14 protein-coding genes are annotated in these 19,986 nt (G+C 52.8%); 11 read left to right on the forward strand and 3 right to left on the reverse strand.

Annotation, left to right across the window (positions count from 1 at the left end):
* Window positions 1-2: 2 nt before the first annotated feature.
* Together pheA and ACFPMF_RS06365 are read right to left on the reverse strand one after the other, a co-directional pair.
* On the reverse strand, window positions 3-1,076 hold the full coding sequence (gene pheA, locus ACFPMF_RS06360; protein ID WP_379842269.1) for a prephenate dehydratase: 1,074 nt from the start codon (window positions 1,074-1,076) through the stop codon (window positions 3-5).
* Window positions 1,077-1,192: 116 nt separating this feature from the next.
* The gene (locus ACFPMF_RS06365) at window positions 1,193-3,658 is read right to left on the reverse strand and encodes a TonB-dependent receptor (RefSeq protein ID WP_379842271.1); all 2,466 of its coding nucleotides are present in this window, start codon (window positions 3,656-3,658) and stop codon (window positions 1,193-1,195) included.
* A 267-nt stretch (window positions 3,659-3,925) separates the two neighbouring features.
* Here ACFPMF_RS06365 and ACFPMF_RS06370 point away from each other — a divergent pair, with 267 nt between their 5' ends.
* Together ACFPMF_RS06370 and ACFPMF_RS06375 are read left to right on the forward strand one after the other, a co-directional pair.
* A complete protein-coding gene (locus tag ACFPMF_RS06370) occupies window positions 3,926-5,056 on the forward strand; it encodes a sensor histidine kinase (protein ID WP_379842273.1) in 1,131 nt (376 codons plus the stop codon).
* 14 nt (window positions 5,057-5,070) lie between these two features.
* Window positions 5,071-5,802, forward strand: a complete 732-nt coding sequence (locus tag ACFPMF_RS06375; protein WP_379842275.1) for a LytR/AlgR family response regulator transcription factor — start codon at window positions 5,071-5,073, stop codon at window positions 5,800-5,802.
* 52 nt (window positions 5,803-5,854) lie between these two features.
* Here ACFPMF_RS06375 and ACFPMF_RS06380 read toward each other — a convergent pair whose 3' ends face one another.
* Complete coding sequence (locus tag ACFPMF_RS06380; protein ID WP_379842277.1) at window positions 5,855-7,744, reverse strand: DNA topoisomerase IV subunit B; 1,890 nt, start codon at window positions 7,742-7,744, stop codon at window positions 5,855-5,857.
* A gap of 319 nt (window positions 7,745-8,063) precedes the next feature.
* On the opposite strand from ACFPMF_RS06380, the gene ACFPMF_RS06385 reads away from it, so the two are divergent.
* From ACFPMF_RS06385 to ACFPMF_RS06425, 9 genes are all read left to right on the forward strand, one after another.
* Window positions 8,064-10,643, forward strand: a complete 2,580-nt coding sequence (locus tag ACFPMF_RS06385; protein ID WP_379842279.1) for a polysaccharide biosynthesis/export family protein — start codon at window positions 8,064-8,066, stop codon at window positions 10,641-10,643.
* A 27-nt stretch (window positions 10,644-10,670) separates the two neighbouring features.
* On the forward strand, window positions 10,671-11,780 hold the full coding sequence (locus tag ACFPMF_RS06390) for a hypothetical protein (protein WP_379842281.1): 1,110 nt from the start codon (window positions 10,671-10,673) through the stop codon (window positions 11,778-11,780).
* 140 nt (window positions 11,781-11,920) lie between these two features.
* Complete coding sequence (locus tag ACFPMF_RS06395; RefSeq protein WP_379842283.1) at window positions 11,921-12,760, forward strand: ABC transporter permease; 840 nt, start codon at window positions 11,921-11,923, stop codon at window positions 12,758-12,760.
* Window positions 12,761-12,856: 96 nt separating this feature from the next.
* Window positions 12,857-14,128 carry an ABC transporter ATP-binding protein gene (locus tag ACFPMF_RS06400; RefSeq protein ID WP_379842285.1) on the forward strand — a complete coding sequence of 424 codons (1,272 nt, stop codon included), beginning with the start codon at window positions 12,857-12,859 and terminating at the stop codon, window positions 14,126-14,128.
* On the forward strand, window positions 14,121-15,191 hold the full coding sequence (locus ACFPMF_RS06405) for a DegT/DnrJ/EryC1/StrS family aminotransferase (protein ID WP_379842287.1): 1,071 nt from the start codon (window positions 14,121-14,123) through the stop codon (window positions 15,189-15,191). The genes ACFPMF_RS06400 and ACFPMF_RS06405 overlap by 8 nt, the downstream gene beginning before the upstream one ends.
* A gap of 96 nt (window positions 15,192-15,287) precedes the next feature.
* Window positions 15,288-17,315: an ArnT family glycosyltransferase gene (locus ACFPMF_RS06410; RefSeq protein WP_379842289.1), complete on the forward strand. Its 2,028-nt coding sequence runs from the start codon at window positions 15,288-15,290 to the stop codon at window positions 17,313-17,315.
* A gap of 9 nt (window positions 17,316-17,324) precedes the next feature.
* Entirely contained in the window at window positions 17,325-18,032 is a 708-nt protein-coding gene (locus tag ACFPMF_RS06415; RefSeq protein ID WP_379842291.1) for a WbqC family protein, read from the forward strand.
* Window positions 18,033-18,136: 104 nt separating this feature from the next.
* Complete coding sequence (locus ACFPMF_RS06420) at window positions 18,137-18,790, forward strand: acetyltransferase (RefSeq protein ID WP_379842294.1); 654 nt, start codon at window positions 18,137-18,139, stop codon at window positions 18,788-18,790.
* Window positions 18,787-19,986: a glycosyltransferase gene (locus tag ACFPMF_RS06425; protein ID WP_379842296.1), complete on the forward strand. Its 1,200-nt coding sequence runs from the start codon at window positions 18,787-18,789 to the stop codon at window positions 19,984-19,986. Before ACFPMF_RS06420 ends, ACFPMF_RS06425 begins: the two co-directional genes overlap by 4 nt.

The raw sequence follows: 19,986 nt of genomic DNA on the forward strand, positions 1-19,986 counted from the left end.
ACTTACGAAACCTTCACGTAACTTCCCAGCCATTTTACGTTGGCACCGTGGTGTTGCAGAATCTCCTGAATGGGTGCATCGTTGGCGTGCCCTTCAAATTCAATCAGAAACCAATAGCGGAACGTCGCCCCTTCTCGCAGGGGGCGGCTTTCGATTTTCGTCAGGTTGATATGGCGGGCGTCGAACTCCTGGAGAAACTGCGCCAGCACCCCGGGTTTGTTGGTGTTCGGCAGCCGGGCCACGATGGTGGTTTTATCGTGACCGCTTTTCTGGTTTACGAAGTCTTTGGCCAGCACCAGAAACCGCGTCCGGTTGAGGTCGGTATCCTCGATGTTATCAAACAAAACCGGTACGCCGAACAATTTGGACGCAATATTGGAACAGATGGCAGCGGCTCGGGGCTGTTGAGCCGCCAGTTTTGCTGCTTTGGACGTGGATTCAACGGGTACCAGTTCTGCCGGCAAACCGTCGAAATACTCCCGCAAAAACTTGCTGCACTGGCCAAACGCAATGTCTTTCGAGTAAATGTGCGTGATTTCACTCAAGACATCGGTTTGGGTCGCAAACGTAAAATGCACCGGAATCTGGGCTTCGGCGGCAATGACCAGGTCCTTTTCGTTCAGCAAATCGATGGTTTCGTTGACCACACCCTCCTGATTATTCTCGATCGGGACCACGCCAAACCGGCACCGGCCGGTTTCGATGCTCTCAAACACCGAGCGGATGGTGGGCAGGGCCAGGTATTCGCTCATCGCTCCAAACCGGCTTTCGGCGGCCTGGTGCGTAAAACTTCCTTCCGGTCCCAGATAAGCAACCCGCTCCGGCATCTCCAGATTCCGAGAAACCGCAAAAATTTCAAGGTAAATCGCGTCGATGGCTGCGGGCGTCAACAGGCCCTTATTCGCCTGATGCAGCCGGTCGAGAATCTGTTTTTCGCGTTCAGGCCGGTAAATGACCGATTTGCTGGATTTCTTCAATTCGCCCACCTGCCTGACCACTTCCATGCGTTGGTTCAGCAGTTGCAGGAGCTGATCGTCGATGCTATCGATTTGCGTACGGAGGGATTCGAGCGTCACTGGCAAAAAAGTTTTGGGTAAAAGGCGGTTGCCGCCGGGAACACCACGGTTTTATCGTCCATCGATTCCCGACCAGCTTCGGCGCACAAAAGTACCCAAAAAATAAGACTACTGGCTTAATTTTTCTGAATCCGGTCGCGTTCATCCTGCGAACCGGCCTCTTTGCGTTTGTCACCTTTCGACCCGGCAGTACCGAACGCGCGGGAATAACTCAGTTTGACGATGGGAGACAGTCGGGATTCGGTATTGATTTTCACCGCACTGCGAATGGAAAAAGCCTCCTCCGCAACCGTACCGTACCGGACATTGATCTGCATCGTTTGCAACAGATCCGTCACCGCCAGTTGCAGGGTGCCACCGTTATTTTTCAGTTCTTTCTTGATTCCGGCGTTCAGAGCGCCCATCGCTTCCACCCGTATGGTTCCATTGAAGAATACCGAATTGTACCAGCCCGACACTTCCGCTGAAAACCGGCGGGGTAATTTCACGACCTGGCTCATCGTTGCCGAATGCCACAAATAGGCTTTTTCAACCGGTTTGGGCGTATAGTCGGCCCTTAACCAGCGCGGGCCACCGGTAAAACTGTAGCTCATCTCCCACCAGTTCCGGATTTTCCAGGGAGCATTCACCTGCAACGTCACGCTATGTTGCCAGGTCAGGTTCTGGGGCGAAATAAAGAGCAGGTTTCGGGCCGGACTTTCGGTCAGCTGATACCGCGCAATCAGTTCATCGTCCCGGCTGAAAAGCAGCGAAACCGCATACCCCCGAACTGCGTACCCGACTTTCAGGTTGTTCGTCAGGGCCGGTTTCAGAAAAGGATTCCCCGTATACACCGCCGACGGATCGCTGTAGCGGACAAATGAAGCCAGATCTGTGTACGAAGGGCGACTGATCCGTTTGGTATACGAAAGCTGAAGCTCCCCCTGATCACCCACTTTCCGGGTCAGGAAAAGGCTTGGGAATAGCACCCCAAGCTTTCGGTCTACCACCGGTTTTGTCCGGTCAGGGTCGTCCATGAGGGTCCGCGAATGCTCATACCGAACACCCACCACCAGATTCGTGGCCGGGTTAAGGTGCGTGCTCAGGGACGTATACACCGCGCCGATGCGCTCGCGCATGACAATTTTGCTGGCGGTTTCGGTGCGGCTGACCCAATTTTCATCAATCCGACTCTCAATGCCCGCCGAACTGCGGTTGCGCGTGAGGGTTCCTTTCAAACCGGCTTCCAGTTTTACCCGGGCCGACACTTGCCGGACATAATCCAACTTGGCAACACCCACCCGAATGGCGGTCCGGGCCAAACCGCGCTGGTGGGGTGCAAACAGGCTATCGTTCTGTCCGGCCTGACTGCCGTCCTGATTCTGAAACGTGCTCCGCACATCGAGCGGACTGTGGTTGGTGAAATAGAGGTAGTCGAGTGCCCCGTTGAGTTGTTCGCCATCCCGCCTTTTTTGTTCGATATAAAACGAACTGAGCCGGTTTCGCCAGCGATTGACGCCATCAATCCGTCCCCGGTACTGCATCGTGGAATCGGGCAAAACTGTAAAACCGAACTGATTCAAGTTGGTGGAAGATCGCACGCTGCTGTTCAGGGCCATTGTAGCCCCTATGGTTGTTTTGGACGTCAGCCGCGCATCAATACCCAACTTAAGATCATGGTTGTTCTGCAGCGCCTGGGTGGTGTCTACCCCATCAACGGATAAATCTCCGCCCAGCGTGGGCATGTTCTGCGCACTGATGACGGTCATTTCGCTGTAGGTCCGGTCGCGCAGGAACGAATAGGTCCCGTACAGGTCGATAGTTTGTAAACGGTGGGACAGGTTCAGGCTGGCGGCTCCCTTTTCACCCCGGCCGTACCCGCCCGTTACCGAAAACGACCCGTTCGTGCCCGGTTTTGTATTCTTTTTCAGGACCAGGTTGATCACGCCCGCGCTGCCTTCGGCGTCGAAGCGGGCACCGGGCGTTGTCAGCAATTCGATTTTTTCGATGTTATCGGCACTCATGCCGTTCAGCAGGGCCACCAGCTGTTCCACCGGCATCCGCACCGGTTTGCCATTCAGCAAAACCGTCACACCGCTTTTCCCGTTCAACCCGATGCTGTTATGCTGGTAATCAATCTGGACACCGGGCGACCGTTCCAGAATCTGCAATACCGAGCTTCCTTTCGATAACACACTGCTTTCGAGGTTGATGGTCGTGCCCTCCGCACTTGGTTCATACAGCGGTTTTGCGGCCCGGACCACCACCTCGCTCAACTGTCGGGCTTCTTCCGACACAACGTGCACACCGGTTTCCAGGACGAGTTGGTTGGCAGACAGTTCAAAAACCGGCGATATCCAGGTCTGGTAGCCCAGACTACTGACCCGCAGCCGGTAGGTTCCCGGCGGGACGGTTTCCAGCCGGAAAAAGCCCTGTTCGGATGTCAAGGTCGCTTTGACCAGCGAACTATCCGCACTTTTCAGCAGCAGGACATTCGCGAACGGAACCGGCTGCCCCGCCAGAGTGGTGAAGTATCCGGTGATCTGGCCCCGGGCGATTGGGCTGAGTATAAGCACGAGCAGGGTGATCAGAACGGTTTTCATGGCGGTTTCTCCAACAGTTTAGCCCAAAGAAAGACGGACCAAAACCGTCGGAAAAAGCAAAATGACCACGCGTCGTCGCAAGTTGACGAAATGCCTCAAAAGCGTTCCGGGCCAAAAACCGGGCGGAGTTCCCGGGCCTATCACCGGTTATCCACCCCAAACCGTTCTTGATCAATTATTTCAGGTCGTTCATGGATAGAAGCTGCGTAAACTGCCACGATTGATGTACCTTAGATACAGGTATTTATCGTTAGCACTGCGTTGCCTATGACGGCATTATTTCCAGACCAATCCAGCCAGCACTGGTTCTTCAGGTACAAGATCTACCATTTGCCGTTCTGGTTTCTGTACCATTACCTCTGGTGGGTCGTTACCCTGGGCAATCCCGTCAAGGCGTTCAATTCGCTGACGTTCTTCCCATATACGATCAAATACAGTTTTTACGTGGTGTTTCAGGCGCTGGCGGTTTATTTCAACCTCTATTACCTCCTTCCGCGCTACCTCGAAAAAAACCGGGTTGGAAGGTATATCACGTATCTCGTGCTGACGGTGACGGTGGCAACGCTCTGCACGATTTCCGGCTATTACGTCAGCAGCTACGTGACCGGGCGGTCGCTGGACGAGCTTTACGGTGGGGGTTCGGAGGCCGATTGTTTTTTCCGGTTTCTGAGCAACGCCCTGCCTTCGACCGTCGCCAGTATGACGCTGGCCATGAGCATCAAACTCACCAAAAACTGGATTCAGACCCGCCAGCGGCAGCAAGTGCTGGAAAAAGAAAAGCTGGAAACCGAGCTGAAGTTTTTGAAGAATCAATTTAATCCGCACTTTCTGTTCAACACGATCAACTCCATTTTTTTCCTGATTCATAAAAACCCGGACGTAGCCTCGGCCTCGCTGGCGAAGTTCTCGGAACTGCTGCGGTATCAGTTGTACGAGTGCAACGACGCCCAGATTCCGCTGGGAAAGGAAATTGCGTATATCGAGAATTTCATCGAACTGGAAAAGCTCCGCCAGAATAGCAACGTTCAGGTAACCTTCGATCGCGAGCCGGTGTACGCCGATCATTTGGGAATTGCGCCGTTCATTCTGATGACTTTCGTTGAAAATGCCTTCAAGCACGTTTCCCGGCACAGCGACCAGCCGAACAGGATCACCATCCAACTGGACCTGAACGGCTCGCAACTGGCTTTTCGGGTGGTAAACAGTGCGACCCCGGAAGGCATCCCGGAGGTAATTCATTACGGTGGCATCGGATTGAAAAATGTGCAGCGACGGCTGGATTTGGTGTATCCCGACCAGCATGACTTGGTGATCGAACGTTCCCCGAATCGGTTTGACGTTTCGTTATCATTAACCCTCTCGGATTTTGTGTTGACACCAACGTTACAACTGGCTTAATCGAAACCTGGCGTATGTTAACCTGTGTAATTATTGACGATGAGCCCCTGGCGCGGGAAGGCCTGGCCAATTACGTCCGGGAAGTGGATTTCCTGCACCTGATCGGAAGCTGCGAAAACCCACTGGAACTGCTCTCCCTGCTGGACCAGCAACCCGCCGACCTGATTTTTCTCGACATTCAGATGCCCAAAATGAACGGCATCGATTTCCTGAAAATCGTACAAAAACCGCCGATGGTGGTCATTACCACGGCCTATCCGACGTACGCGCTGGAAGGGTTTCAGCTCAACGTGCTGGATTACCTGCTGAAACCCATCACCTTCGACCGGTTTTTCCGATCGGCCAACAAAGCCCAGGAATACCACCGGCTGCTGACGCATTCGGGGGCGGTTTCTTCGCACAAACCGGAAACCGGTAGCGATTATTTCTTCATCAAATGCGGGAATAAATACGAGAAACTTTACTTCGCGGACATTCTGTTTGTGGAAGGCCTTCAGAACTACGTGACCATTTTCACCAGCAAAGGCAAGTATGTCACGTTATTGAATATGAAAAGTCTGGAGCAGAATCTGGGGCCCCGTTCGTTTATCCGGGTGCATAAATCGTACATGGTGGCCACCAGCAAGATCGACGGCATCGAAGGCAACGAGATCTTTATCCAGTCGCACCGCATTCCGATCAGCCGGAATTACCGCGATCAGGTCTTGAATGAGGTGTTGAGTAATAAACTGTGGAAAAAGAGTTAAAAATTGTCGTTACACAGAGTTCTTTGATTAATTCTGTGTAACGACAATTTTTTTAATCCAACACCAGTGCGACCTCCTCCATGTCTTTTTCAATTCGGAGGTTTTCGATGATAAACCGCTGGCGATCAGGCGTATTTTTACCCATATAGTAGCTGAGCAGTTTCGGAATGGACGTTTCTTTTTCCATAATCACCGGTTCCAGCCGCATGTTGTCGCCGATGAACAGACCGAACTCATCCGGCGAGATTTCGCCCAGTCCTTTAAACCGGGTAATCTCCACTTTTTTGCCACCTTTGGTCAGCTTATCGATGGCCTGCTGTTTTTCCTCTTCCGAATAGCAGTAGATCGTTTCCTTGTGGTTTTTCGGATTCCTGACCCGGAACAACGGGGTTTCCAGAATATAGAGGTGGCCGTTCCGTACCAGATCCGGGAAGAACTGCAGGAAGAACGTCATCATCAGCAAGCGGATGTGCATCCCGTCCACGTCGGCATCGGTGGCAATCACGATGCGGTTGTAACGCAAACTGTCCAGCCCGTCTTCGATGTCCAGTGCGTGTTGCAGCAGGTTGAACTCCTCGTTTTCATAGACCACTTTTTTGGTCAGCCCGAAGCAGTTCAGGGGTTTTCCACGCAGGCTAAAAACCGCCTGGGTCGATACATTCCGCGACTTGGTGATGGACCCGCTGGCGGAGTCCCCTTCTGTAATGAAGAGGGTCGTATTGTAGCGGTCGTCGGCCTTCAGGTCGGGCAGGTGATTCCGGCAATCGCGCAGTTTCTTGTTGTGGAGATTGGCTTTCTTCGCCCGGTCGTTCGCCAGTTTTTTGATGCCCGCCAATTCTTTCCGTTCCCGCTCCGACTGTTCGATCCGTTTTTTAAGCGCTTCCTGTGTCTCGGTATGCATGTGCAGGAAGTCGTCGAGTTGGTTCTTGACAAAGTCAACCACAAACGAACGCACCGTCGGACTATTTTCGTCCGGCGCCATGTTGATAGACCCCAGTTTGGTTTTGGTCTGGGATTCAAAAACCGGCTCCTGCACCCGAATGCTGATGGCCGCAATGATCGACGCCCGGATATCCGAGGCCTCGTATTCTTTCTTATAATACTCCCGAACCGTTTTAACCACCGCTTCCCGCAAAGCCGCCAGGTGTGTGCCATGCTGGGTAGTATTCTGACCGTTGACAAACGAATAATATTCCTCACCGTACTGATTGCCGTGCGTCATGGCAATTTCGATGTCGTGGCCTTTCAGGTGAATAATGGGATACCGGATGGCTTCTTCGTCGGTTTTGTTCCGCAGCAGATCAAGCAGGCCATTCTGGGAAACAAACTTCTGACCGTTGAAATTAATGGTTAACCCGGCGTTCAGGTAACAATAATTCCAGATCATGTTTTCCAGAAACTGGGGGATGTAGTGGAAATTCTTGAAAACCGTATTATCGGGTTCGAAAACCACGAGCGTTCCGTTGCGCTGGCTGGAGCTATCCTCCCCCTGGCGCGCCAAAACGCCCCGTTCAAATTCGGCCCAGACTGTTTTTCCGTCGCGGTACGACTGCACCCGGAAAAACGTTGATAAGGCGTTGACGGCTTTGGTGCCGACCCCGTTCAGGCCCACCGATTTCTGAAACGCGCCCGAGTCGTATTTGCCGCCGGTATTGATCTTGGAAACCACATCGACCACCTTGCCCAGCGGAATGCCCCGGCCATAGTCGCGCACTTCCACGCGGTGATCGCTCACCTTGATGTCGATGGTTTTCCCATTGCCCATCACGTGTTCGTCGATGCAATTGTCCACCACCTCTTTGAGCAAAACGTAAATCCCGTCATCGGCGGCCGATCCATCGCCCAGTTTCCCGATGTACATACCGGGCCGGAGCCGGATGTGTTCCCGCCAGTCGAGCGAACGAATGCTATCTTCTGTGTATTGTTGGTTACTGTCTGCCATGTGACTTTTATACTGGATTACTATCAGAAAACACGAAAAAAACCGTTTTTCAGCCGAGACGCTAAGCCGAACCAATTCGTTTCATGTTCGCAAAATATGAAATTCTGACCTTTAAAAAGAAAATGTTTAAAAAGTACGAAAAGTTCGTTTACTTTGTAGCGCAAAGTGCGTTAAATTACGGCATTACACGATTTACTACAAGTAGAAAACAAAAGCAAATAAGATTGATCACCGAAAACCGGTTGTATACATTCTTAAAAATATGCAAAAATCTCCACATTTCCATTGTTTTAGCTCAAAATTTTTCGCCTACTCTTCGATGCAATTTTTCCGCAAAACCGTTCTGGGTGTAATGGTTGTCTGCACAGCCCTACAGGCAACGGCTCAGGTCATTCAGGCTCCTTCAGCCCCTACATCCGCGCCAGCAACACTCCCCGCCGGTGTACCACGTCCTGCCCAGGGACAGGCCCCCGCCGGACAGGTACCGGGACAGTCCGGCAACGCCCCCCGGGGCCAGCAAACCGGTGCCGGAGCAACGCAACAGGGACCCCGTACACAGCCCGGTGCTACAGGAACAACTCAGCAGGGAACAACGCAACAAGGCCGTGGACAAACCGGGACAACCCCGGGACAGGGAACAACGCAGCAAGGGCAGCAAACCGCAACGGATGCGAACGCCAACAAAGGCGTTAACGCCACCGATGATGCCGCCCTGGAAACCAGCGACGACGCCCAGCAAAAAACCGAACTGGAGTTACTGCGCGAACGGGAACTGGCGGCCCAACGGCGGAAATTGTTCGGGTATCAACTCTTTAACGATCCGGCTAATAAAAGCCTGTTTCAGCCGAACCTGAACATCGCCACGCCGAACGGCTATGTCGTCGGCCCCAATGATCAGTTAAATATTAATATATACGGTTTTTCCGAAGCCTCTTACCTCTCGACGGTTAACGCCGACGGTTTTATCTACATCCCGCGCGTGGGCCCGATTCACATTTCGGGGTTGACCATCGACCAGGCGAAAAAACGGATTCTGGATCGGTTGTCCAAGATCTACGTGGGCCTGAAAAGTGGTCCCTACGGTCCCGCTAACACCTACATGGTGGTTACGCTGGGTGACATCCGCAGCATCCGGGTGACCGTCACCGGGGAAGCCATCCGGCCGGGCACCTACACCGTTTCGTCGCTCTCAACCGCGTTGAACGTTATTTATGAAGCGGGCGGCCCCAATGAAATCGGTTCGTTCCGGAACGTTCAGGTGATTCGCAGCAACCGGGTTGTCGCCACCCTCGACCTCTACGACCTGCTCATCACCGGAATTCAGCGGAACGATGTTCGTTTGCAGGACAACGACAATATTCGGTTTTCGACCTTCAAAAGCCACGTTGAGATCAATGGAGCGACTCGCCGGAATAACATTTTTGAATTATTGCCCAACGAAACCATGAGCCGTCTGCTGGAACTGGCCGGCGGTTTTTCGAGCAATGCCTACCGGGCCCGACTGAAGGTGACGCGGTTTACCAGCCGTGAAATGAAGGTGATCGATGTCGTTGAATCCGACTTTCCGTCCTTCGTCCTGCTGGATGGCGACCAGGTTTCGGTTGAAAATGTCCTGGTCCGGTATGAAAACCAGGTGGGAATTCAGGGAGCCGTCTTTCGGCCAGGCATCTTCTCACTGGATCAGAACAAAACGCTGAAGCAACTGATTAACAGCGCCGAAGGTTTAAAAGGAGAAGCCTTCACGGGACGGATTCAGATTGTACGGACCCGGGATGACATGGCCATCGAGAACATTTCCCTGAATCTGAACGAAATCCTGAATGGCACCAAACCGGACGTGGAGCTGAAACGGGAAGATCAGGTAATTATTCCATCGCGGTTCGAAATGGCCGAATTTGCCGAAGTTGGCATTATTGGAGAAGTGATCACCCCCATTGAGGCCACGCCCTACGTGGCCAATATGACGCTGGAAGACCTGATTCTGCGGGCGGGCGGTTTGAAGGAATCGGCGGCCGCTGCGCAGGTTGAGGTCGTTCGCCGGAAGAAAGATGTGGATATTTCTTCAAAATCGGCCCAGATTTCGGAAGTGTACCGGTTTAACGTGGATCGGGACTTGAGTTTAAAACCAACCGACAGCCGGTTTATGTTAATGCCGTACGATCTGGTACACGTTCGCCGGTCGCCCAACTACCAGGAGCAGACGTTTGCGCACGTGGATGGTGAGGTGGTGATGCCCGGCCAATACCCGCTGATTACCAAAGACCAGCGAATCTCTGACCTGGTTAAAATGGCGGGCGGTCTTTCGCCATTTGCCTATGTGGAGGGCGCTACGCTGGTCCGGATCATCCAGCTCAGTGAGGCCGAAAAGCAAATGCGCGAACAGGCCATCAATGAACTGGCGGATGATGCGCCCAAAGCGGTGGTTAAAGCCGGAACGGCCAATCAGGGCGCCGAACAGCAAATTGGTATTAGCTTACGAAAAATCATGGACAACCCCGGCTCGACGGAAGACATGATTCTGCAGGAAGGTGATATCCTGCGGATTCCTAAGAAACTCGAGACCGTACGCGTCGGGGGCGAAGTGCTGCTGCCCACCACGGCGAAATTCCGCCGGGGAAGTTCCTTCCAGGATTACATTTCGCAGGCGGGTGGTTTCACGAGCCGCTCAGCCCGCAAACGCGCCTATGTGGTGTACGCCAATGGGTCGGCCGATCGTACGCGTCGTTTTGCGTTTTTCAACGTTTATCCCCGCGTGGAGCCCGGTTCCGAGATCATTGTTCCGCAGTCGACCAAGGGCGAGCTGACTCCGTTGCAGATTATTCAAAGCACAACCGGCATCGTTGGTTCGGTGATGGGATTGATCACCACGGTTCTGGCTTTCAAAGCATTATCCCAATAGTCCCGAAATCAAGGTTAATTTGCCACTATGGAAACCATCGATTCAAGAAATACGGATAAAAACCAACTTCCCCCCGATCAGATTTCACCCAAGGAAGTGGTAAACCGGTTTATCGTCTTCAAGGACCAAGTCGTCCGGAGTTGGAAGATGCTGTTAATCATTACCCTGCTGGGCGGTATTATCGGATTTATCGTCGATTTGAACCTGGACAAAAGACCGACCTACACGGCCACCCTAACCTTCAACCTGGGGGCGGGTTCGGCGCAGGGAGGCTTGGGGGACCTTGGGAGTCTGGCCGGGATGTTTGGTTTGTCGGGCGGTGCCCCGGATGCCAACATTTTTACGGGTGAAAACTTCCTCTATTACGTAATGTCGAAGCCCATCATCACCCGCGCCCTGATGAAGGAAATCGATACGACGCTTGTGCCCACTCCCGGACGGCGGGATCTGATGATCAATTACTATATCCGTCATAGCGGGATTCGGGATGATGAGTGGGAAAAGGATGATACCCTGCGGAATTTCCGATTTGTGCGGGGCAAAGATGCGAAAAGTCTTACCCGCCTGGAAAGCAAGGCGCTGGATGGGGTTTTCAACCGGATTAAGGGGGAAACCAGCATTGCGCAGCTCGACCGGAAATCGTCCTTCCTGACCTTACGGGCCGGGATGCACGCGGAATTGCTGGCCGCCCGATGGCTCAACATTCTGCTCGACATTGTGCAGCAGGATTACACGGAAAAACAGACCCAGAAAACCACGGAAATGCGGGACCTGATGAAAGCCCGCCGGGATTCACTGGGGAGAGTATTAGGTCAGAATGATTCCAATCTGGCCCGCTATATTGACCAAAACCAGCAAATTGTGGTGGCCGAAGGTCAGTTGCAACAGACCAAGTTGACCCGCAACTCGACCTTCCTGCAACAACTGTACTATTCGGCGGTGCAAAGTGTCGACAACCTCAACCTAAGTCTGATTAAAGAAGCGCCACTTTTTACCATTGTAGAACCGGTTTCGCTGCCCCTTTATAAAGAGTCCCACGAACCCTATGCCATGAAAGCCGGTTTGATACTCGGTTTGATGCTGGGGCTGATCTTCATCTTCCTGCGGCAGACCTACCAGAGTATCATGCAGAGTTAATGAAACAACAAGAGGATTAATTTCCAGTGAATAATGAACGACGAACGACCGGCAGACCCTTTCATCTGTAATCCGGCGATTTCGTTGTTCATTATTCATTTTTCAGTATAAATTGCTCACCATCATTTGAGGAACTGTTTGTGAAAACACACGAAGTGGTAATTGAATCAGGCCGGTCGCAGAAGAATTACTGGCAGGACTTGTGGCGAAACCGGGAACTGCTCTACATCTTATCCATGCGGGACCTTTCGGTCCGTTACAAACAAACCATTCTGGGAACCTCCTGGAGCCTGATCCGTCCGCTGATCACGATGCTGATCATGTTTTTCGTTTTCAGCAAAGTGGCGAAACTGAAAGGCGATCCCGGCATTCCGTATCCCCTGATGATTCTGGCCGGTCTGACGATCTGGACTTTCTTTTCCAACGCCTTTACGCAGATCAGCACCAGTATTACCGCAAACGCCAATCTGGTTACGAAAGTCTACTTCCCGCGGTTGATCATGCCGCTCAGTTCATCGTTCGTCAGCTTTATCGATTTTCTGGTTTCGCTCGGACTGTTCGTTATGCTGGCGGTCTGGTACCGGTTTGTGCCCGACTGGCATATCCTGTTTCTGCCGTTCTTTATCCTGCTGGCACTGCTGGCGTCCTTTGCATTTGGTCTTATCTTTGCCGTATTGAATGTGCGGTTCCGGGACATCGGGCAATTGATTCCGTTCATCGTTCAGATCGGTTTTTACGCCTGCCCAATTGCGTACAGCAGTCGCCTGGTGGAAGAAAACGCCGGGGAATGGTGGCATTCCCTGTACTATATCAATCCGATGGTGGGCATCATCGACGGTTTTAAATGGAGCCTGCTGGGCGAAAACGCGTTTTTCAATCCGGCCAGCGTGCTTAACTCCGTGCTGATTATTGGTCTTTTTCTTTGCATTTCGGTCTACTTTTTCCGTAAACGGGAAAATACCTTTGTAGACGACATTTAGAATTACGTCATTTGTTGCCGATATTCGCTACGGATAGCGTTATATTTAAACCCAAACCCAAATACTGAAAATAAGCAACTTGCAAACCAGTCAGGTATGGCGGTCATCACAGCAGAGGGAATTAGTAAACGATACATTATCGACCATAAACGGGGAAAGGGAAGTGCCAGCATTAAGGATGCGGTTACGGAGCAGTTGAGTAAATTATTTGGTGGTAAGGGTACGCCAGGTTCGGATCACGAACGCATCGAACACGAAGATTTCTGGGCCTTGCGGGACGTCAGTTTCTCCATCGAACAGGGTGACCGGATCGGGATCGTGGGCCATAACGGGGCTGGCAAGTCCACCCTGCTTAAAATTCTCAGCCGGATTACGGAACCGACCCACGGCCGGATCAGTATCCGGGGCCGCGTGGCCAGCCTGCTCGAAGTCGGCACCGGTTTTCATCCGGAACTGACAGGGCGCGAAAACATTTTCCTCAACGGCGCCATTCTCGGCATGACCCGGGACGAAATCAAGCGCCAGTTCGACGAAATTGTGGCCTTCGGAGGCATTGAAAAGTTTCTCGACACGCCCGTTAAACGCTACTCGTCCGGGATGTATGTCCGGCTGGGGTTTGCCATTGCCGCCCACCTCGATCCCGAGATCATGATTATTGACGAGGTGCTGGCCGTAGGCGATGCCGAGTTCCAGAAAAAATGTCTCGGAAAAATGCGGGATGTTGCCTCCAACGGACGGACGATTCTGTTCGTGAGCCACAACATGACGGCGGTTTCGGCCCTTTGCAACCGGACCTTATACTTCGAACGGGGCCAGCTGATCGAACAGGGGGAAACCAATCAGGTTATTGCCTCTTACCTCAGCAAAGTCTCCAAAACCCGGATGGTCCGCGAGTGGGCTACCCCCGACGATGCCCCTGGTAACAACCTGGTTCGGGTCAAGAAAATCGAGATTTTACCCGAATTCGTCGACGACCAGACTTATATCGATGTCCGGACGCCCTTCCGGATCCGGTTCGAGTACTGGAACCTCATGGATCAGGCCAATTTAAACCTGAGCCTCCACCTGAACTCGATGACCGGCGAAGTGATCTTTAACGTCGGGACTCAATCCCAATCCTTCGGGAAAGGGCTGATTTCGGGGGAATGCGTCGTTCCGGGGCATTTCCTGAACGACGGTACGTACAATGTTTCCATGATGATTGTAAAAGATACGGTCACTCCTCTCTACAATTTGGAAGAAGGGCTTATCTTTGACGTCGCCGACTACCGCGATGGGGTCGCCTGGTATGGAAAGTGGCCCGGTTATGTCCGTCCACAACTGAAGTTCCACGCCGAAATGATGGAAGAAAACATTCTGAATGATTAACGTTACCAAATCGTACCTTCCTCCCCTTGAAGAATACGTCAAACACCTTGAGGGAATCTGGGAACGCGTTCACCTGACCAATAACGGCCCGCTCGTCCAGCAACTGGAGCAGGACCTGAAACAATATCTGGGGATTGACAACCTGCTCTATTGCGGCAATGGGACCATCGTTTTGCAGATGGCCATCAAGGCACTGGGGCTGACCAAAGAGATCATCACCACGCCGTTTTCGTACTGCGCCAGCACCAATGTTATTCTGTGGGAAAACTGTACCCCGGTTTTTGCCGATATCCTGCCCGATGACTACACCATCGATCCGGCCAAAATTGAACGGCTGATTACCGAAAATACGGAAGCGATTCTGGCGACCCACGTATATGGGAACGTTTGCCGGGTGGAAGAAATCGAGGCCATTGCGCAGAAACACCGGCTAAAAGTGATCTACGATGGCGCACACACGTTCGGCACAACCTACAACGGCCAGTCGGCCTTCGCATATGGCGATGTCAGTACCTGTAGTTTCCATGCCACGAAGGTGTTTCATACGGTTGAAGGCGGGTTGGTAACGAGTACCGATCCAGTTATCCTTGACAAAATCCAACAGCTTCGGAGTTTCGGGCACCGGTTCGACGACTATCTGGACTACGGCATAAACGGCAAAAATTCGGAACTGCACGCGGCCATGGGGCTTTGTCTCCTTCCGCGGGTTTCGGACCTGATTGCCGCCCGCAAAGAACGTTTCGGCCTGTATGACACCCTGCTTGACTTTTCGGAGCTGCAACGCCCCAGCCTGCGGCCCACTGTCCAGTACAACTACGCCTATTACCCGGTTGTCTTCCGGTCCGAAGCAAAACTACTGGCGGCAAAGGCGGCTTTGGAAGCCGAACAGATTTATCCGCGCCGGTATTTTTACCCGTCGCTGAACCAGTTGCCGTTTCTGAAATCGACCCAACCCTGCCCTATTTCAGAAGATATTGCGCTGCGCGTGCTCTGCCTGCCGATGTATCCCGATCTGGAATTTGAGAACATTGAAAAAACCTGCAAAATCATAAATGAATTATGAGGTAAGTATGTAGCGTGATGAGTTGGCTGCCGCATCCTGGTTACGCGGAATCTGTAACGCATCACGCTTCGTTCTTACCGCTTACTTCCCTCTGCCATGTCCTTCTTTTACCTGCTCACGTTTGTCCTGTTTGTGTTCTACATTGGCAATACGGCATCCGGTATCAGTCGACGGTCACTGCCCGAATGGCTGCTGGTCTCTTTTCTCCTCTTTGCCGGTAGTGTTATTCTGACGGGTTTTGTTCTTTCCTATTTCCGGCTGACGGCCAACCCGTTTGCCTGGTCGGTAGCCGTCTTTGGAACGGCCACGGTTGTCCGGATCATCTTCGGACGTCTCGTAGAACGGCGGACCTTTTCCGTCAATCGGCTGATTTGGGAAAGCCGGCTTGCTTTTGGCGACTGGTTTAACTCGTTGACGCCCTATCTGCGGATTCTGTTTACGACGCTGCTGGCGACGCTGGGCCTTATTGCCGTCACCAACATCATCCTGATTCTGTTTACCCCCCCGAATGAATGGGATAGCATGACGGGCCACCTTAACCGCGTGATGCAGTACATTCAGCGGGGGACGATGCGGCATTTTGGCGGGACAAACTGGAACATGGACACCTACCCGAAAAGTGTGTGTACCATCCAGATTTATTCGTTTCTGATCACTGGCCGGTTCGAAAATGCCTTCAAGCTGATTCACCACCTGTCATACTGGATGGCGATTGTGGCGGTTTTTGGTATCAGCCGGATCATTAGCAAAAGCCTGACGGCGGCTTTCTTTGCGGCCCTGTGCTACGCCCTGCTTCCTGATTTTCTGATGCAGGCTATTTCGACGGAAACCGACATTGTCCTGACGGCGTACCTCGGGACCCTGCTGTACTTCCTGTTTGCCTATTACGACACCCGCGACGTTCGGTACCTCTACCTCACCGGCATGGCCTTTGGCATCGCCTACGGGCATAAAGTAACCTTTACGCTGCTGTTGCCCTCGGTTTTTGTGGTGATGGTGTATACGGTTTTCTGGTCGCCGACTATTCCGGTTTTCCTGAACCGGCTGAAATACCTGACGCCCGCCATCCTGGTGGGGGTTTGCCTGTTCATGCTGCCCACGGGGTATCTGAAAAACATCGAAGTGTTCGGCCACCCGATCGGTCCCCCGACGGCTCTCCGGCATCAGTCGATCGAGCGGGCGGGCCCTTTATCGAACCTGTTCGAACAAGGAACGCGGAATGTGATCCGCTATGGCTACGATCATATCAACCTCGACGGGTTGCGGAACACGCAGTGGGGGCTCGACCTAAACCAGGTCATGCGAAAACCATTGGTTAAACTGGAAGAAATCACGAAACTCCGGCTCGACGAGGAAACCGATTTTTCCATTCAGCCCTTTTCGTTTGCCCGCCGATTTGAGTTTTACAACACCAACCCGTACTGGGGAATCATCGGTTTTGCCCTGATTCTGCCGCTGGTCTTCCTGAGCCTCATGGGCGTAACGCGCTCACGGGTTCATTTTTTTCTAGCGGTTGCCTTTGGACTTCATTTCCTGGCGCTCTCCTATTCCGCACCCTACGATCCGTTCAAAGGGCGGTATTTTATCGAAACCGGCCTGATCGGTGCCCTCTTTTTACCGCTGCTGTTTACCACACGCTGGCTCAACCTGACCCAACCGGGGCATATTGTTCAAAAAGCCGGTGTCGGTCTGGTGATCGGTCTGGGAGCCTTATCGGCCCTGTTTGCGGTTTTTCTGAACGAACGGTGTCTGCCTTTTCCAGCCTACGGACGCCCCTCGGCCTTTCAGTCGGAACGGGTGTATTTTCAGATGATGTTCCGGCCCGACAGTTATGTCCCCTACAAACGGTTTGACGAACTCGTCCCCGACACTGCTACGGTGGCGCTGGGCACCATCAACGACGATTTTGAGTATCCGCTGTACGGCAAACACCTGTCCCGGCGGCTGATCGCCATCAATCCGTTCGAGAAAGGGGTTCAACCCATTCCGAAGGAAGCCGATTACCTGTTTTTCTCGAAAAACGTCATCCAACCGCAACCGGGTGACATCCGACTCGGAACCGATACGACGATGAAAGGGCTGATTGTGCCCGGTGAAGATTATTATTTACGTAAACTGAAGTAAGCGACGGATATGACCATTGCCATCATGCAGCCTTATTTCCTGCCTTACATCGGTTATCTGCAACTGATGAAAGCCGTCGATAAATTCATTCTGTACGACGACGTCGCCTACATCAACCGGGGCTGGATCAACCGCAACCGGCTGCTGCTGAACGGGAAAGATCATTTGTTCACCATTCCGCTGAAGGATGCCAGCCAGAACAAACGCATTCGCGACGTGGAATTAAGCGACGACCCGAAATGGCGGTCAAAATTGCTGAAAACAATCGAACAGGCTTACCGGAAAGCACCTTTTTATACAACGGTTTATCCCTTGCTGGAAAAAATCGTAAACTTGGAGGTCCGGACGATTGCCGAACTGGTCGGTGGTAGTTTATCCCTGTTGAATGCTTATCTGGGCATTCAAACCGAGATGGTACCCAGTTCCACGGTATATGGCAACGACGAGTTAAAGGCGCAGGACCGGATTCTGGACATTTGTTTGCGGGAAAATGCCAGCCGCTATATCAATCCGATCGGCGGACAGGAACTCTACGACCGGCAGCGGTTTGCGGAGGAAGGTATCGACTTGTTTTTTATCCAGTCGAAACGCGTGGCATACCCGCAGTTCAAAAACGAATTTGTGCCCTGGCTTTCCATCGCCGACGTGCTGATGTTCAACGACGTGCCCGCCGTGCAGACCATGCTGGACGCGTACGAATTAATTGTCAATGAGTGAAAGCGTGAAAGAGCGAAAGAGTGAATAACTTCGCAGGAAGTAGTTAATTGACAAAATTATTCACTCTTTCGCTCTTTCGCTCTTTCCCAATTAACTCTCACAACATGGCTAAAGTTGTCATTTTTGGTGTACTGGATACCGCCGAACTGGCGCATTTTTACCTGACCCACGATTCGGAACACGAGGTGGTGGCGTTTACCGTAAACCGCGACTACCTGAAAGAGACGGAGTTCAAAGGCCTTCCGGTGGTGGCGTTTGAAGACGTGGAGACGGTTTTTCCCCCGCAGGAATTCAGGTTTTTCGCGCCCATGACCGGCCGGAAAATGAACAAGAACCGGGAGAAAGTCTATCTGGAAGCCAAGGCCAAAGGGTATGAATGCATTTCGTACATCAGTTCCAGAGCGACGGTTTTTAACAACCCGATCGGTGAAAACTGCTTCATTCTGGAGGACAACACAATCCAGCCCTTTACGACCATTGGCAACAATGTTGTGTTGTGGAGTGGCAACCACATCGGTCACCACGGCCAGATCAGAGACCACGTCTTTTTCACCTCACACGTCGTGCTGTCGGGGCATTGCGTGGTCGAGTCCTACTGTTTTTTCGGGGTCAACAGCACCATCCGCGATTACCTGACCATCGCCGAAGGCACGCTGGTCGGCATGGCCGCGTCCATCACCAAATCGACCGAAGCCTGGGGCGTCTACATGGGCAATCCCGCCGAGAAAAAACCGATTCCAAGCCACAAAGTGTATTGAAAAAGATTCTTCTGATCGGCCACGATGCCAACCGGGCGGGTGCGCAGTTGGTGTTGTTGCAGATGCTCCAGATGCTCAAACAGCGGAATATTCCGACGCACCTGCTGCTGGCGGGGGATGGTTCGCTGGAAACCGAATACCGACACCTTACCGGCGTCACCAAACTCCCACAGCCCGTCGAGCGGTTATACGGACGGCGAATCGATAAAGTACTTTACCTCCTGCGCATCGGTCAGTGGCTGCACCGGCGCGAAGAACAACGTCGTCGGCAGGCCTTTGAAGCAGAACTCCGGGCGCAGAACATCGGGCTGGTGATGGTCAACACCATTACCAGTTCCAAAACCTACCGCGCCATTCATGACCTGGTCAAATCGTATCCGGTCATTCTCTTCGTGCATGAGCTCGAAATGGCGGTTCGGATGTACACCCAGCCGGATCATCTGCGGTTTATGCTCGATCATACCGATCGGATGATTGCGGTTTCCCGGGCCGTGGCGCGGCATTACGTCGAAACATACGGTTTTGATCCGGCCCACATCAGCACGTTTCAGCTCATCGATATTCCGAACCTGCTGCAAAAAATTAATCACGCCCGGCAGTTGCCCGATGTCCTAATCCAGCACGGGATTCCGGCCAATGCGCTCGTTATCGGCGGGTGTGGCAATGCGGAGTGGCGCAAAGGCAACGACCTCTTCAACGTCATCGCCCGACAGGTCATCAGCCGGTATCCGGATTTGCCGGTATATTTCGTCTGGGTCGGGATGCCGCGTACCCCCCTGTACGAGGACCTGGCGCTGGATCTGGAAAAAGCCGGTCTGGCTGACCGGGTGCTACTTATCGAGCCGACGCCCGAGGTTTTCCGCTATACCACGCGTTTTGATATATTTGCACTTTGTTCCCGCGAAGATCCGTACCCGCTGGTGGTGCTGGAGGCTGCGCTGAGCGAAACGCCGGTCGTGTGTTTTGAGAAGGCCGGAGGTGCGCCGGAACTCGTTGAAAACGACGGCGGTTTTGTGGTCCCGTATCTCGACACGGTTTCGATGGCCGACCGGATCGGTGCCCTGATCGAGGATCCAACGCAACGCCGGACGATGGGACAAACGCTCCGGCGGAAAGTCATTGAACGTCATTCGTCCGAACAGAGCATGGATTCGTTTCTGTCCATAGTCAATCAACTGTCCGCCCTAACAACCTGA

The sequence above is a fragment of the Larkinella bovis genome (assembly GCF_042655385.1).
Lineage (GTDB): Bacteria > Bacteroidota > Bacteroidia > Cytophagales > Spirosomataceae > Larkinella > Larkinella bovis.